The organism is Paenibacillus sp. NPDC055715, assembly GCF_053617595.1.
Map to the genome: position 1 here is coordinate 88088 of NZ_JBSHGA010000002.1, position 16208 is coordinate 104295.

The window sequence follows — 16208 nt, forward strand, 5'->3', positions numbered from 1 at the left end:
CGCCAAAGGCGTCGTACCCCGATGCAATGAAAAAGGCCAGCCCGATCAGTTTGGAATTCCCCCCCTCCCAGATCACGAATATATTCACCAGAAACGTGTCATTCATACGGGCCGGAACGGAACAGCCAAACACGAGCAGAAGAACAAGAGAGTTTTTTTGTTACTTAGAAAATTTTGAGGCTGTGAAGCGTTTTCGGATCGCTCTAATTTAAGATATATTTTCATTTTGTTCACATTATTGTACCAAGTAGAGTAAGGTATATATACCCTATTATCGTGAAAAAAGCCAGTGAATCAAGGGGTTTTGATTTAAGAGTAAGACAAGGAATGATACATGCATAGAGATATTTGATGAATGGACCAAAATTTTTTTATGAGCAAATTGAATGTATTTTCATAAAAAATCATGTATAGTTAACTAAATTTTATGAACACATAAAATCCCACTCTTAAGAACACGGAATGAATCCGTTTCGTTCTCTAATAGAGGAGCCAAATATAAAGGAGTGTTTAGAAAAGTGACCATTATCCGTTCAGAGCAGAGTCAACAGGCAGCAGCCGAATATGTGCAGTCCGTTTTTGAGAAGGTTATCGCTCGCAATCCTCATGAGAATGAATTTCATCAGGCCGTCAAGGAAATATTGGATTCGCTGGTTCCGGTACTGGCTAAGCATCCCAAGTATATGCAGCAGGGGCTTCTGGAACGGCTTGTGGAGCCGGAACGGGTCATTACCTTCCGTGTACCTTGGGTAGACGACGCGGGAAACGTACAGGTCAATCGTGGCTTCCGGGTGCAATTTAATAGTGCAATCGGTCCTTACAAAGGCGGAATCCGTTTTCATCCGTCTGTGTATCTGGGAATCGTCAAATTTTTGGGCTTTGAGCAAATCTTCAAAAACTCCCTGACAGGTCTTCCGATTGGCGGCGGCAAAGGCGGCTCCGATTTTGATCCCAAAGGGAAATCAGATAACGAAGTTATGCGCTTTACACAAAGCTTCATGACTGAGTTGTATAAATACATTGGTTCGGATACCGATGTTCCAGCAGGGGATATTGGTGTAGGCGGGCGCGAGATCGGTTACATGTTCGGGCAGTACAAACGGATTTGCGGGGGACATGAAGGCGGCGTCCTCACAGGTAAAGGGATTCATTACGGAGGTAGTCTCACGCGTACGGAAGCGACTGGATACGGTTGCGTATATTTTGTAAATGAAATGCTGTACGCTCAAGGCTCGTCCTTTGAGGGGAAACGCGTTGTCGTGTCAGGTTCGGGTAACGTATCCATTTATGCGATTGAAAAAGCACAGCAGCTCGGCGCTACCGTCGTTGCCTGTAGTGACTCGAATGGCTACATCTATGATCCGGACGGCATTGATCTGAATCTGGTGAAGCAGCTTAAAGAAGTCAATCGTCTGCGCATTAGCGAGTATACCCAAGAGCGTCCGGGCGCAATATATACAGAGGGCTGTTTCGGTATCTGGTCGATTCCATGCGATATCGCACTGCCATGTGCCACACAGAACGAAATTGACGAGCATGCAGCACAATTGCTGGTAAGCAATGGAGTAAAAGCTGTGGGTGAAGGTGCGAATATGCCATCCACGCTACAGGCCATTGAAGTATTTTTGGGCAATGGGGTTCTGTTTGGGCCAGCTAAAGCGGCAAATGCAGGCGGGGTTGCGGTTTCTGCGCTGGAAATGTCACAGAACAGCATGCGCCTGTCATGGACCTTCGAGGAAGTGGACGCCAAGCTGCATGATATTATGAAGAACATCTATGCGAATAGCGTGAAGGCGGCTGAGGAATACGGCGTGCCTGGGAATCTGGTTGTAGGGGCGAACATCGCTGGATTTGTCCGTGTGGCAGACGCGATGCTATCTCACGGCATCATTTAACGAGATGGCTACAACTTTACGGACGGAGAGAGCAAGAGAAGCTGAACAGCGTTGTCTGTAAGGCTCTCCTGATCTGCTATCGTATGAGTGTAATGTATGAGTTATCACATAAGCAAGTTATACAAGAAGAAGCTGAGTGCCCCTTGCGGGGGTGCTCAGCTTTTATTAGATAAGAGTCACTTTATTTTTCACAGAGGCTTGATTTATTTTCAAAGAGGATGTATATTGATTGATAGATCAATCTTTGATATATCAATAATTGATGGATCAAAGGTTGGATCGTCAAGCCCAGTGACATGCTTAAGGGAGGAGAGATTGCTATCACCCAGACACCCGAGGCTGACTATATTTTTGACATGCTGTTGCTATTGAACAAGCAGATTAGCTCCAAGTTTGAGCGTTGTGCAGGAATCAGCGCATCCAGATTACAGTTGTTGTGCAAGTTGTATCAGGTGGATGAGATTAGCCAGACCTTGCTGCAAAAGGAGGTTGGTATCGACGGGGCAGCCGTGACCCGCCATTTGAAGCAGCTTGAAGCGATAGCGATGGTTACACGACGAACCAAGCCGGAGGACAACAGAGTTACGCTGGTTAGCCTGACCGATTATGGGCGTGAACGTATTGTTACTTTTAAACAGGAGCGCTCACAGTTTGTGACCCAGTTGCTCCAAAGTTTCGACGAGACCCAGCGGCACCAGCTAGCCGATCTGCTGCAAGTTATGAATGGTCATATGTCCGATATGGATTGACCCCAATTATATTACACCCCTAGGGGAAATAAGGAGGAATTTACATGCCAGTAATTACTATTGAAGCAGGCAAATTAAATAAAGAACAAAAAAGATCGTTGGTCACTGAACTTACCACATCAGCTTCAACCATAATGAATGTACCCGAGTCGGCTTTTATTGTTTTGATTAAGGAAAGCGAAAGAGAAAACATTGGTTTCGGAGGAAAATTATTATCTGATCGCTAATGTCAGAAGATGAAGTGGGTTCATTCATTTTTAAGGTAAGGAGCCATTTCTGTAATGAATTAAAACTCGGAAAGGATTGCGTGTTCTCCGCTACTGTTTCGGGCCGTGATGCTCATGGTGGCGAAGAATGCGGAGTTTAAGGCACTGCACCCATACTTTACCCAACGAAGTCAGAATCCACTGAAGAAAAAGCAATCGATTGTAGCGTTATGCGGGAAGCTGATTCGCGTTCTTCACACGCTCGGCACCAAGCAAATTCGGTACGATGCAAACGACGTTTTAGAGCCAGTACGTGAGGCCCAGTTACAGAAGTTAAGAAAAATCGGATTCATGTTTCATCGGACGGGAATAAGCAGAGACAAAGGAAGCACGGAGCAGCCGTAGGAATCATTTCCATAAAGGCAACGACCCCGCGTGATATGGGAGGATAAGCTGTCAAGAGTCAGGAGTGGATATCCCAGGTTCGATCATAGAAGTCGACCCATAGATTGGGAAAAATGTCCCAACCTCTATTCCTGCCACCGACTCTTCCTGAAAATAGTGATATCCCTTACATGACTTCTCCAGTGCTCGATATGTCAATGGCTGAAAACCGAAGAACGAGTGATAAAACATGAGAAAATATTAATTTATAGTGGGAGAGATTTAAATGAGTCATACAAATACATCCAATATTGTCAAAACAAATGATTTTAAAGAAATTGCACTGGGCCGCCGTTCTGTCAAAGTATACGATCCGTCCGTAAAAATTAGCCGCGAAGAAATGACAGAGATTCTGACTGAAGCAACACGTGCTCCATCGTCCATTAACCTGCAACCTTGGCGTTTTCTTGTGATTGACAGCCCGGAAGGTAAAGCAACCTTGGCACCGCTTGCCAGCTTTAATCAACGTCAAGTCGAGACATCTTCGGCAGTGATTGCCGTGTTCGGGGATTTGAACAACTTTGATAATTTCGAGCAAATTTTCGGAGAAGCTGTAGAATTGGGCTATATGCCAAAAGACATTAAAGAAATGCAACAGGAGAAAGTAGGAGCTCATTTTGCAGCGCTTGATCCTGTTATAAACAAAGAAACTGTTCTGATCGACGGTGGTCTGGTATCCATGCAGTTGATGCTGGTGGCACGCGCTCACGGTTACGATACGAATGCAATCGGTGGATACGACAAGAGCGGAATTGCTGAAGCCTTTGGTCTTGAAAAAGATCGCTATGTACCTGTGATGCTCATTTCCATAGGTAAAGGAATTAACAATGGCCATCCATCGACTCGTCTGCCGATTGACCAAATCGCACAGTGGAAATAATAGAAACGAATTAATACCTGTATGAATCAATTTCATAAATGATAAGTCAACGAAATGTGTACTACTATAGACAAACTAAACCATTTTGATTGTTATGTACTCTTTATTAAAGCTACTCAGGGTATTATGAAATTGATTCACCTGTATACGATATAAAAAAACAGGCGGACAAAGGAACAATCCTTTGCTTCGCCTGTTTTTGTGCTGCTGGAATGCAATAAAACTTATTTTAATCCTATGATCATCGAGTTCTCGTATTAACTTTCCGACACATCGGCAGGGTCAACAGGGTCAGGCATAGGGCTGTAAAGTCGCTTGGGCCATGTAATTCGGTGGGTAGTATGGCTAAGCTCCTCATAAAATAACGGCCCCTTTCTGAACAGGCGTATAACCAGATGAAAAAAGAACCATCCGTTGATGACCAACAGCATCAGGCTGATCAGAACACTCGCCCATGGAGGGACTTGGGGCCAAAGTACGGGTCCACCCAGTACGTAATTAATGCCAAAATAAAACCAGTACAAGAGGCTGTAGCGCTTTAGCAGCTCCCACAGGGAAATATGTTTTCCTGCCCCCGCAAGATATATCCGCACCAGCCATTTACCTGGGGTACGTCCATTCGTCAGGTAAGGTATCAGCATGAAGTATACTCCACTGGTTACCCAGAAGGCGGCGGGCACACGGAGATATTCCATAACACCGAGCAGACCTGTCCAGAAGATGGAATCCACGAAAAAGGCTACACCCCGTCTGGTATAGGACACTCGCTTGGTTGTGATGTCCAAATGCTTGTCCAGATGCTCCAGACGCGGGAGGAAACGCGAAAACCATTCGCCCAAAAGAAAGCCAAGCATACCGCCCAATGTATTTGCCATCAGATCGTCTACATCGAACACACGATACGCATGGTCAAAAAATCCGTACAGTCCTGATAGCTGCGTCACCTCAAAGAAGAGAGAAAGGCCCAAGGACAGGATCAGACACCGTCCCCACCGTGCACGGAAATAATAACGTAAGAACATACCGAAAGGCACGGTCATAAGAACGTTAAAAACCACCTGGAGAAAAGCGCGTTCCTTCAGCAAATGCAGATAGCTGGAGGGTCGGGAGGGGGAGACAGAAGTCTCTCTTATAATGTCGTGAATGAACTGCAAGGGCATTAGCTGCAATGCGCCTCCGGTTAACGCCGTATTATGACGCGATGCCGGAAGCGGTAGAATCACCAAAAAGAAGGCGTTCATCAAGTATAAAAGCAACAGGTAAAGCAGCAATGCCCTCGTTTTATGGATATAACCATGCCTGCGGTACTGTACGATTAAAAAAGGTAGCGTAAACAGCAATGCGGCAAAAGGAAAGGCAAGAAAAGCGTAAGAAACAGGAAACAGATACGATTGAATCATGAGCTGCTTACGTCTGCTTTCTCCGGAACTTCACTAAAGACCAGATGATCAGGAACGCCATGAAAGCCACGCATACGCTGATACTGATCCGATTTTGCGGATCGAGCAAGAACAGGAACGCAATCACCCACAGGCATCCGACTGTTATCGCTGTGATATAAGGAAATCCCCATATTTTGAAGCTTGGCTCCACCGGATAAGATTTGCGCAGCTTCAACTGGGACAGGCAAATACAGCTCCAGACGAGCAAAACGACAAAGCCCGGTACTGCCATCAGAATACGGAACAGTCCGTCCTGAGCGATATAAGCGACCATCGAACCGACAATCAGGATCACGGCGCACAATTTGAGGCTATTCACAGGAACCCCATTCGAGGATACCCGGGCAAGTGATTTAGGACCTTCCCCATTGACTGCCAGCGAATGCAGCATACGTGTAGCCCCGTAAATCCCCGAGTTGGCGGCAGACAGTACGGCAGTAATCAAAATGAAGTTCATGACATGGGCTGAGCCCTGAAGTCCTGCCGAAGACAGCACCTGTACGAACGGGCTGGTATTCGCATCCAGCTGATTCCAGGGAATCAAGCCGCAAATGATGAGAATCGGCAGCGTATAGAACAACACAACACGAAAAATAAAGCTTTTAACCACCTTGGGTAGCACCTTTTCCGGATTTTCAGTCTCTGTTAAGGTCAGACCAATCAACTCGGACCCTCCGTAGGAAAAGGTAACCACCAGCAGCGCCGAGAAAATAGCCAGCCAGCCATTGGGGAGAAATCCGCCGTGCTGCGCGTAATTGCTCAGATAAGGCGGGGTTTCACTTGGGATAATGCCGAACAGGATACACCCACCCAATGCAATAAAGATGATAATCATGGCAATTTTAATACCCGCAAGCCAAAATTCCAGTTCCCCTAAACCGCCGACACTCAGCATGTTGACCGCAATAATAAAGGCCGCACTTGCTAAACTGAGTACCCATAAGGGAACACCCGGTAACCAGTATTGCAGGAAGCTTCCCGCTGCGATGACCTCAATGACACAGACGGCCAGCCACATGAAGCAATACAACCAGCCGATGATGAAAGAAAGCCTTTCTCCAAAAGCTTTGCGAATAAAATCCTTCATATTCATGTTGGGGTAGACGGTAGCCATCTCGGCAATAGCGCCCATGACGACCAGGAGCAGAAGCCCCGCGAAGGCATAGGATAAAATGACTCCAGGCCCCGCCAAGCTGATCGTTTCGGTACTTCCTTTAAAAATACCGGTTCCGATGACTCCACCCATAGCCATAAAGGTAATATGTCTAGGGAGTAGCTTTTTGTGCAAAGTTGCTTCATTTGATTTCAATCCAAAATCCTCCTTCATTAAGTCTATAGCTTCAGCATAGCCCAAATAGATTTGCTTCAATTAGATTTATACTACATGAAAATATCAAATTAGGAAATGAAAGAAATTGATTTGGCAAGGTATCAGCCATCTTTAATTCTACTATGACTAATAAAAATATAGGAGCAACCAAGCCGCTCCAATTTTTTGCTCAAGAACATGAAAATAACTATAAAAAACGGGTTTTTGAAAGAGAGAGGTTTATTTTCTGTAAAAAAATGGGGGAAACACTGAAGAGAAGCGTTTAGTTTAGAGGTAGAATGATGGCGTTGACGATTGCTTTGTCTACGGTCATTATGCCTTTTATTGCTCTGCTTGGCGGATATTTAAGTTTCGCATTGCGGCGAGAAACTAGCTCCGTAATATTCTCTTAGCTCGTACTTGTTTGAGCTATCCTGGGAACTCGTTCAGTAGACGGTCGTATAATTCGGTGTCTGTCACGGAGTCGATGTCACCCAAGGCAAAGAAATCTGCATTATCCCCTACGCGGCCGCGCAGATCATCCATTAAGCATAGTCCCTGGAGAAACTGGTGAAATTGGACCGTGCTCAATTACTTCGTCGAGCTTAATACGTTTGGTAACCAGTTTGTCCGCTGATTTTGGTAGATTCGATAGCTTGAGTCAGTACGGGAGGTACTCTATAATATCAATATAGAGACTTTATTTTTGAAAGTCAGAAAACGATTCCGACCGTGAAAGGATTTTGGGCGTGCCAGATCAAAAAAAAGTAACCATAGAGGATGTAGCCAAGCGAGCAGGGGTCGGTATTGCGACTGTCTCCAGAGCTATTAACGATAGTGAGGGCATCAGCCCAAGAACGAAAGCATTGATTTTGCAAGTGATTGAAGAAATGGGTTTTACGCCCAATACCTCGGCTCAGAGCCTGAAGGTTCGCCAGACACGACAAATCGCACTGGCCGTACCGGATATCCGTAATGCAATTATTCCCGAGATCGCTTGGTCCGTGGAACAGGCCGCCAAGCAGCATGGCTACCGTGTCGTGCAAATTAATACCGCCGGGAACGCCAGAATGGAGCTTGAAACGGTGCGGGAGGTCAAGAAGCTGCATGTGGACGGACTCATTATTATGCCGCTGGCGTACCCTAAAATGCTGGTGGATCTGATCAACAAAGCCAGCGTTCCCGTATCCATCATAAACTATGGCAAAAAGCTGGGCGAAGACGTCAAAGCCGATATCGTCAGTCTGGCCCGACAAGAGGGGCGGCTTGTGATGGAGCATTTGCTTAAAATAGGGAGAACGAGAATTGCTTATGCAGGTGCTGCAAAGGACAAGATCGAGGAAAGATACTTCGCCTATGAGCAATCTCTCCAGCATGTGGACACTTCGCTTGTTTATTTTGGCGATGATTTCTCCTTTGAGACGGGATTGCGTGCAGCCGATTATTTTTACAGCTTGAAACACATGCCGGATGCCATTTATGCGGTTAACGATATGGTAGCGATAGGAATCGTGAATCGTTTTAGAGATTTGGGTGTGAAGGTGCCGGAAGAGGTTGCGGTAGTCGGCATTGATAACAATTTATGGGCTACGGTAACGACGCCGCAGATCAGCTCTGTTTCCATTATGGGAGAAGAGGTGGCACGATTGGCTGCGGAGCTGCTGCTCAAGCGGATTCAGGAGCAGACACCGGGCGATTACGAGCGTGTGCAATTTGAGCCTCGTTTAATCGTCAGGGAATCGAGCGTGTCTGTGATTCGCAAGCCTACGGTTGGGCGTGACTGAGCAGAGGGAGTTTTACTGGGACAGCAACATTTTTATAGCGCTCGATGAACGGGTATGAGTAAGGTGAACTGCTGTTTGAGAATGGGTGTTTGAAGCTATAGTTTTTTTGAAACCAGGAGATTAGGGCATGACACAAAGTAGAGCATCGCGTATACTCTCAGTTATCGGGAAACGAAGGCAGTAAAGAAGGAAATCCGACAATGGCAGGCAGGGCAACAGCTTACTGCGGCGGAGGAGGAGGTCAAATGTTTGAATGAGCGCCACCATGGGCACAGAATTTTAAAGGTGTAGGCTGCATCTCGATCAGAGAGGCGGCTTTTTTATGCTGTTTTTACATCCTCTCATACTTGTTCAAATTGTTGGCTGATCCTGTTCCATACGCAGTCGCTTAATATCACGGATCGGAGGCAGGCTGAACCGACATCTGCCGCATCTGCTGATTCGGATAACAACAGGCGTCGGGCTTCTTGCAGTCGTAATTGTTTTAGATATTGCAACGGGCTCATAGCGGTAACCTCTTTAAAATAACGATGCAGCGACGACGCACTCATATTAGCCAGTTTGGTCAATTTCTCAATTCGCAAAGGCTTATCATAATCCTGCTTAATCTGTTGGATGAATTCTGCAATCCGGTTTGAATGGCTGCTGGTCATGACCAGTTGTTTTAAGGATTCCTCATGGTTACCCTGCTTACATACAAGCCTCGTTTGGAATCAAACATTGGGTTTGTGTAGAAAGCAGTATATTAAGATGCTCTGCTTTTCGATTTTGCACTTCATTTTCATATTAAGGGGGTTTGTAGGATTAGACAAATCACAAAGGAGTGGACATAGCCATGGAAAGCAACAAATTGGAGAAAGGCTCGCACGCATCGCCGCATCCCTATATTGGTATGTGGGTACCCCAGGATGGGCATTCTTGGCTACAGGCGTCGAACTGTACAATCATAGGAATGGAGTCTCGGAAATAACGTATGAAAGGTGGAATAACCCGACAATCGCGTCAGGTTGTTTTAAATGAATGAAGCCCAGAGTCTGGTCAGACAACTACGGTGCTGGGCCAACCGTGAGGAATGAGCAGGGGCAACGGATGGACGATTTCTTTCATAAAATCTAACGGTATTCCGTATTCCCAGCCGGCTTCTGCTACTTCGTTAGGCCAACGGGTTCGTTGCAGCCTTTCTTTCAAATCCTGTATATCCTGACTTCCAATATTCAAAGTGGAAGGTTGAAGGTCTATTCATATCCTCCTCAGATGCTGTTTGCGGTTGCCTCCCTATGTACTTATGTGAGTGCTACTTAAACATGATACAGGCTGCTAACAATTAGAGAGAAAGCCTTTTGAATCGAATCTATCAGGATTTGAACTTCCTTGCTATACGCCTCTTATTTTTTTGAAGCCAAATCCATCTTTCGATAAAGTTTTGTTCTTTTCTTTCCTGAAGTATGTCCTTCATACCCTTGATGAGAAATTCGGATCTGCGTTTGTCATTTCTGCTAATTTCGCGCAGTTCCTCAATAAATTTAGTGTCCATGTCCGCATCTCCGTTAGTTCAGGATTATACAATGTGATAAGTTATATTATAAAGAACGTACGTTCCTTTTTCAAGTCTATTCGGTGTTTATGTAATCATAGAACGATTTTACGAAATGGTAATTACTGGCCCAAACCAATTTTTCCAGTAAACATAAGCTAGAGTAGAAAAGGAGGAATTACAACATGATCGGCAGATACGGGAGATTTAGGTATTTTCGACTTGATGAACATTTACAAGGCTGTTTCAGGAGCTTGCAAGTTTCGGGCTTCCGGGGCAGTTTTTCTATTTGTACACGCGACTTACATACTCGAATGATGAGAGGAACTGTATGCGAGAATGGGGGGAGTGGTTTTGATAATAGCAGATCGGGGACGGCTGTTTGGCGTAAGGTTTTATAGTACACTGAGGACATACGAATTACATAAACCGCTAGCAGTCATCGCCAACTAAATTTTCATGAAAATAGATAAAGGAGGGCATACGATATGCCCTCCTTATTAAGTAAGTAGTATATTGTGATTTACTTCATTTCCCAATTAGTTACTTTGATCACGGCTGCATCTGCGTTCTTAAGATCCGTTTCGCCAGAAGCTAAGAGAGAACTCCATTGTTTGACACGATTCTTACCATTAGGAGGCTGGTTATAATCGTTGGTATCGACAATCAATGTACGCTTAGCATAGAAGCTAGTCATGAATGTCTTCTCATTCGTACTACTGCCTGAACGTGAGAGGATTCCTTCAAGACTACCTGAATCACCAGTAGCGCCTTGATTGAGTGCTGTGTCGACAAATGATCCAATCGTCAGAGCAGTATTAAATCCACGTTTCTGCGCTTGCTGTACACTATATTTGATATAGGTGTCATAGAACGTACGCCACATGGCTTCTCTCCAAGCTTCATTGTTTTGGAGAGCCTTGATCTTCTTCTTAATTACACTATCGCTATCGCTGAGCTTTAGAATCGAACCACTCATTTTCCCCTTCAGACCAGCACGTGTTAATCCACCTGCAATGGAAGGGCTGCTAGCTCCACTAGCAGCATCAAAAGCTTTGAATAAGTCCGGACCATCAGGTCCCGTATCATTTGAACCGCCTGTCGTTGCTCCAAAGATACCAATGGTGTATCCTCGATTATCGCCGATATCTTCAGCATAGCCATAGAATTCGGTCCATCTTAAAGAATCTTGCTCTGGTTTGTTTACTAGCTTCATAATATTATCCCATTGCTCACCGTCGAGTCCTGTATTAGCCTTTAGAAACTGAAGTGTTGAAGGTGAGAAATTAGCATCATGATCAATAGCTGTAGCCGCTGCTTGGCTAGTAGCTTCTTCGCTGGTAAGGGATAATGACTCTATACTTGCTTCATTTGAATTGTCGAATCCCTCCTTTAAATCGATCGTTTTCTGTACCGGAGTTCCGTTCTCTTCAGCAAAAGCCTTAGCAGGCGAAGGGCCGAACAAGCTAGAGAATGAAGCGATTACAGTAAAGCTTAGCAAGATCATAAAGAACTTTGTTTTATTGGAAGCGGGCTTATTACTTGTGTTATACATATAATTCCTCCTAGAATAATTTAATCATGAAAATTGTACGTATTTACCAATAACATAAGCGCGTTAACTTTCGATTTAAATAAAATATGAGGTAAATAGAATGTATTTACGCGATAATATTCCTCCTTTCATAAGCACATAGTTTCAGCGCTTATACTTTTAGGCTAAAAGAAATGTTGCTTATAGAAAAAATGATTCTGTGTCAGCAGCAACACTGAATACACTTTTAACCCTTAGCGTAGATTTGCTTCTAACTCGAGTCGATTTAGCAACAGTATACGTAAGAAGCATATGATTGAACAGAGCTTAAATAACCATTTTATTTCAAATTTTGTGATTTATTACTGGATAAATGGACCTATTTGGTCCGTTTTTTCCAATTTAAAGTTAGATTTGTAGGGTGCATAAAAAACAGAAAGAACGCTTTTCCGCCCCGCTCGACTTCAACCAATACACGCCAACTGAATTCATTGAAAGCGTGGAATTTGACGCGAGAGTTCTTGGTCCCAACGGGAATGATTAGATGACCTTTTTCAATAAAATCCAGAATAACACCAGCCTTTTGCTTGAGTAATTCTCATAAGATGCTACGCATCCTCCGAAGACAGAACGCCGAATTATGTTCAATTTGCTTGATTTTCTGTTCGAGAATTTGCGGGAAAATGGATTCTCCGAGTTCTATCATTTCAGCAGACATTTCTTTAATTGACATATCCATATTTTTCCTATATAATTTATAATGTAATCGCTATACAAAATGGACAGGGGGTTATTTTATGAATTTGAAAAGGGTCTCATTTCTTTCTCTAGTCCTTACCGGGAGTATGATTGCTACATCATTATCTTCAAGCGCTTTTGCAGCAGAAAGCAAGATTCTGGAGGTTAACAAAACCAAGACTGCGGTTCAGCTAATTTCAAATGTTGTTTATGATCAGCCCGCACTGGCCATGAGCAGCCATAGTCTGTTGCGGATGGATATTTTAAAACCGGACAGCAAAGGGCCACTTCCGACAGTCGTATTTGTAACCGGTGGCGGATTTGTCAGCGCGAATAAAGACAGCTACTTGCAGCAAAGAATGGCACTTTCTGAAGCTGGATACATAGTAGCCAGTATTGAGTACCGGGTAGTTCCAGATGTTACATTTCCGGCTCCGCTGGAGGATGTAAAGTCTGCGATTCGTTTTTTACGCGCGAATGCGGATAGATATGGAGTGGATAAGGAACATATCGCGGTCATGGGTGAATCCGCCGGAGGTTACCTTGCCGCGATGACGGGTACAACCAATGGATTGAAAGAGTTTGATAAGGGGGACCATCTGGATCAAAGCAGCAGCGTACAAGCGGCTATTGATATCTATGGTCTGTCGGATTTAACAAAGGTAGGGGAAGGATTCTCGCAAGAGGTGCAGGAGAAGCACAAGTCTCCTTCAGCTACAGAAGCGCTTTGGGTGAATGGAACGGCTGTATTTGGTCGTGGCGGCTCTATACTGGATCATCCGGAAGCAGCAGCGGCCGCCAATCCGATCAGTTATGTTACAAAGGATGATCCTCCATTTTTAATCATGCATGGGGATCAAGACACTCTGGTTTCACCCAACCAAACAGAAATATTGCATAATGCGCTGGTAGAAAAAGGAGTTGACTCCACACGATACGTGGTGAAAGGTGCAGCTCATGGGGGCGACTACTGGCTTCAACCCGAGGTCACGCAGGTTATGATCGACTTTTTGAATAAGCATTTTAAAAAGTAAATAGATTCCCACAGACCATGCTGAGCAGCTAATAGAGCTACAAGATACTTCGCATTTATATGTATGAGGATGAGCTTTAGAAAGGACAGGATATTCGATCATGGCTGAAATCAATCGACCTTCCTGGTCAATCACTATAAAGAAAGGCTGGTATTGCGGATTATGCTGGAGTAAGTCCCTTTTATCTGGACCGAATCTTTAAACAGGAAACCTCAGAAACCCCGCGTACCTATCTGGAAAAAATAAGAGTGGATAAAGCAGCTTATCCTTAAAAGCACGGAGCGTACCAACTTGAGATTTGCTATGAGACGGGCTTTCAAAGCCCTTCGAATTTGGACTGCCAACAGTAAATCAGACAACTTTATTAAGGGCTGCAGCTTTGTACTGAACTGGCGTCGCCGCGGCATTGTCGTAGGGACAGCCTTTCATACTTAGGGAACGGCCAATGTCAAAGGTCTCTAACAGATCGTCCATGGTCTGGTTCTTAAATTCGCTTCCACGATCCGTATGAAACCACTGAATGTCGCTCAAATCGCCCTCTACCGTGGCAAAGGCACGGGAAATCAGAGCAGCGTCTTCGTTGTCTTTATGATCAGCGCGGCTTGCTTTAAAATATCATTCTCCATCTCCATTTTTCTTCATAATCGGTTCTAAGCGCCGATTTTAATTCCGTGGAACAATTCAAAAAACGGCCGCTGTTCGCATCGTTTGCGACAGGGCCGTTTTTTATTTTTCGTACGCTAGCTTCAAATTGCTCGGGTTTTCATTTTTTGAGAGGCTGTGAAGTAGTATGACCCCTCCAAAGAACAGATTGGGTAGCAATTCGAAGCTACTTGAAGAAAACAAAACCACTCAAAACTATTAACATCTGGAAACTGATGCGAACAGCGGAACTTTTTTATGATTGTTCCACAAAAGAAATGGGACTTTGGGCGAAACAGCAACTGCGGGCCTTTATTAAGGAAAATAATTTGGTTACGGCGCAAGATGCGCAAAATGCGCTGAAGAACCTGTTTGCCGAGACGATCCAGAAGATGCTGGAGGCGGAAATGGAAACGCTCTGGGCTACGAGAAGCACGATGTGAAGGCCAAGGAGACGCCAAACAGCCGGAATGGCAAAAGCAAGAAAACTGTGGTCAGCGAGTACGGCGAACATGAGATCTCCGTGCCACGCGACCGCCTCGGCGAGTTTGAGCCACTCGTGGTGAAGAAGCTCATTGTTCAGCGAAGCGACTCAGAAGCCCATTCGGTATCAGGTGAGGATCGGTTCACAGCAACCATCGACTCTCTAAGCCCTCATGATCTGATACTTACTTGTTCTTCTTCCACATCGTTCATCCGCATTCTTTGACAACCATCACTTAATAACGGCTTGCATGCACTATTCTTGCCAAACACTCATAGGGTCCCATGGCTTGATCTGATTGCCATATTTTCCGGTCAAAAAAGCTTTCATGTCTTCCAGCTTAGCAGGCACCTCGTTCCAAATTGGAAGGGGTGGTAACCCTCGTTTGCTTTTCAATAGGATATCCACTGTAACATACAAGCGTTCTGGCTGAATCCAATGAAGAAAGCGGGAAATATCAATTTGCTTGGTCAGGGACAAGGAATCAATTTCGCCATTGTAATGCTTGTTGAACTCGCTGATCAGATTCAGGAGGTAGTCTCTCTGCTCCTTCACGAAGTCCAGGCCGCAGATGGCGCCATGTCCTGGAACAACGATTTCGGGTTTAATTTCATCAATAATGCGATCAAGCACTTTAACCCAATTGAGGGTTCCCTCTTCGCTGTATGCCGTACAACCGTTAAACACGACATCGCCGGCGAACAGCACTTTTTCTTTTGGCATCCACAGCAGCAAGTCACTGTCAGAGTGGGCCGGAGCTACGTTGTAAATCATAACTTCCGTATCTCCAAGACGGATGTTGATATCGTCCTTTATTTCAATATTCGGGAGCACCCATTCTACGCCTTCCAGATCGAATCCTTCAAATTCCGCTGCAAAAAACCGCTCGCCCGAAGTCGATTCCGGAGAATCCTTTCCTCTTCTAATGACGCTGTCCATCCAGGCGATATTTTCGGTGAGGCGCTCTCTGGACGCTTCCTTGTGCATAATAATGCAAGCATCTTCAAACACTTTGTTTCCCCAGGCATGGTCGCTGTTATAGTGCGAGTTCACCACATATGCGGGAGAGCCGCCGTTGCTTACTTCCATAAAAGCCTTCCGCATTTCCCGTGCATGGAACAAATCGAAGAACGTGTCATACACCAGCCCTTCACCCTTGTTGATGAACCCGGCATTGGCCCAACTGATCCCGCGATACGGCAAAATACCGGCAAAGACGCCATCTGCGACTTCAAAAAATTTAACGCGAGGTTTTTGTATAATACGTCCATACTTCATAAAAATTCTCCTTTGTGTATATGTTTTTGGGGTAAGGCATACTGACTATGTCTTTATTATAGAGAATGGAAAATAAAATACAAGCAAGTACTTGCATGCACTTGTTCTACGCTTTATGATAGTAACAGAACAACATCACACTACATGGATGGAGGAGCTGCAACATGAAGCTAGTAACCTTTCAAACCAAGACATCCCAGGAACCTTTGTTTGGGCTTGTAATTAACGAGAAATTTGTCGTGTCTTTTTGCCGCA

Annotated in this window: 12 protein-coding genes and 5 pseudogenes; 9 read left to right on the top strand and 8 right to left on the bottom strand. The window is 44.8% G+C overall.

Annotated elements, in window-relative coordinates; genetic code table 11:
• Positions 1-518: 518 nt before the first annotated feature.
• From gdhA to ACWGOO_RS04730, 5 genes and pseudogenes are all read left to right on the top strand, one after another.
• Complete coding sequence (gene gdhA, locus ACWGOO_RS04710; RefSeq protein WP_452481661.1) at positions 519-1895, top strand: NADP-specific glutamate dehydrogenase; 1377 nt, start codon at positions 519-521, stop codon at positions 1893-1895.
• Between the two features lie 356 nt (positions 1896-2251).
• A complete protein-coding gene (locus tag ACWGOO_RS04715) occupies positions 2252-2644 on the top strand; it encodes a MarR family winged helix-turn-helix transcriptional regulator (protein ID WP_452482033.1) in 393 nt (130 codons plus the stop codon).
• A gap of 44 nt (positions 2645-2688) precedes the next feature.
• Positions 2689-2871: a 4-oxalocrotonate tautomerase DmpI gene (gene dmpI / locus ACWGOO_RS04720; RefSeq protein ID WP_354454040.1), complete on the top strand. Its 183-nt coding sequence runs from the start codon at positions 2689-2691 to the stop codon at positions 2869-2871.
• Positions 2872-2961: 90 nt separating this feature from the next.
• A pseudogene (locus ACWGOO_RS04725) lies at positions 2962-3255 on the top strand (hypothetical protein); the annotation flags it as partial.
• A gap of 265 nt (positions 3256-3520) precedes the next feature.
• Positions 3521-4174 (top strand): nitroreductase family protein, encoded by a 654-nt coding sequence (locus ACWGOO_RS04730; protein WP_452481662.1) that lies wholly within the window; start codon positions 3521-3523, stop codon positions 4172-4174.
• A 257-nt stretch (positions 4175-4431) separates the two neighbouring features.
• Here ACWGOO_RS04730 and ACWGOO_RS04735 read toward each other — a convergent pair whose 3' ends face one another.
• The 3 genes from ACWGOO_RS04735 to ACWGOO_RS04745 form a co-directional block, all read right to left on the bottom strand.
• Positions 4432-5574, bottom strand: coding sequence for a VanZ family protein (locus ACWGOO_RS04735; RefSeq protein ID WP_452481663.1), 1143 nt, complete (start codon positions 5572-5574; stop codon positions 4432-4434).
• A 7-nt stretch (positions 5575-5581) separates the two neighbouring features.
• Entirely contained in the window at positions 5582-6925 is a 1344-nt protein-coding gene (locus tag ACWGOO_RS04740; RefSeq protein ID WP_452481664.1) for an amino acid permease, read from the bottom strand.
• 429 nt (positions 6926-7354) lie between these two features.
• Positions 7355-7471, bottom strand: coding sequence for a VWA domain-containing protein (locus tag ACWGOO_RS04745; protein ID WP_452482034.1), 117 nt, complete (start codon positions 7469-7471; stop codon positions 7355-7357).
• 203 nt (positions 7472-7674) lie between these two features.
• Here ACWGOO_RS04745 and ACWGOO_RS04750 point away from each other — a divergent pair, with 203 nt between their 5' ends.
• Entirely contained in the window at positions 7675-8709 is a 1035-nt protein-coding gene (locus ACWGOO_RS04750; RefSeq protein ID WP_452481665.1) for a LacI family DNA-binding transcriptional regulator, read from the top strand.
• A 351-nt stretch (positions 8710-9060) separates the two neighbouring features.
• Here the strand turns inward: ACWGOO_RS04750 and ACWGOO_RS04755 are convergent.
• The 3 genes and pseudogenes from ACWGOO_RS04755 to ACWGOO_RS04765 all read right to left on the bottom strand — a co-directional run.
• Positions 9061-9398: pseudogene (locus ACWGOO_RS04755) on the bottom strand (helix-turn-helix domain-containing protein); the annotation flags it as partial.
• Between the two features lie 349 nt (positions 9399-9747).
• Entirely contained in the window at positions 9748-9927 is a 180-nt protein-coding gene (locus tag ACWGOO_RS04760) for an epoxide hydrolase N-terminal domain-containing protein (protein WP_452481666.1), read from the bottom strand.
• Positions 9928-10766: 839 nt separating this feature from the next.
• Positions 10767-11798 (bottom strand): chitosanase, encoded by a 1032-nt coding sequence (locus ACWGOO_RS04765; protein WP_452481667.1) that lies wholly within the window; start codon positions 11796-11798, stop codon positions 10767-10769.
• A 776-nt stretch (positions 11799-12574) separates the two neighbouring features.
• Here ACWGOO_RS04765 and ACWGOO_RS04770 point away from each other — a divergent pair.
• Both ACWGOO_RS04770 and ACWGOO_RS04775 read left to right on the top strand, forming a co-directional pair.
• Positions 12575-13549 (top strand): alpha/beta hydrolase fold domain-containing protein, encoded by a 975-nt coding sequence (locus tag ACWGOO_RS04770; protein ID WP_452481668.1) that lies wholly within the window; start codon positions 12575-12577, stop codon positions 13547-13549.
• 108 nt (positions 13550-13657) lie between these two features.
• A pseudogene (locus tag ACWGOO_RS04775) lies at positions 13658-13881 on the top strand (helix-turn-helix domain-containing protein); the annotation flags it as partial.
• A gap of 64 nt (positions 13882-13945) precedes the next feature.
• Here ACWGOO_RS04775 and ACWGOO_RS04780 read toward each other — a convergent pair.
• A pseudogene (locus ACWGOO_RS04780) lies at positions 13946-14062 on the bottom strand (IS3 family transposase); the annotation flags it as partial.
• A 407-nt stretch (positions 14063-14469) separates the two neighbouring features.
• Between ACWGOO_RS04780 and ACWGOO_RS04785 the strand changes: the two are divergent.
• Positions 14470-14762: pseudogene (locus ACWGOO_RS04785) on the top strand (transposase); the annotation flags it as partial.
• A gap of 168 nt (positions 14763-14930) precedes the next feature.
• Here ACWGOO_RS04785 and ACWGOO_RS04790 read toward each other — a convergent pair.
• A complete protein-coding gene (locus ACWGOO_RS04790) occupies positions 14931-15953 on the bottom strand; it encodes an MBL fold metallo-hydrolase (protein ID WP_452481669.1) in 1023 nt (340 codons plus the stop codon).
• Between the last annotated feature and the right edge of the window lie 255 nt (positions 15954-16208).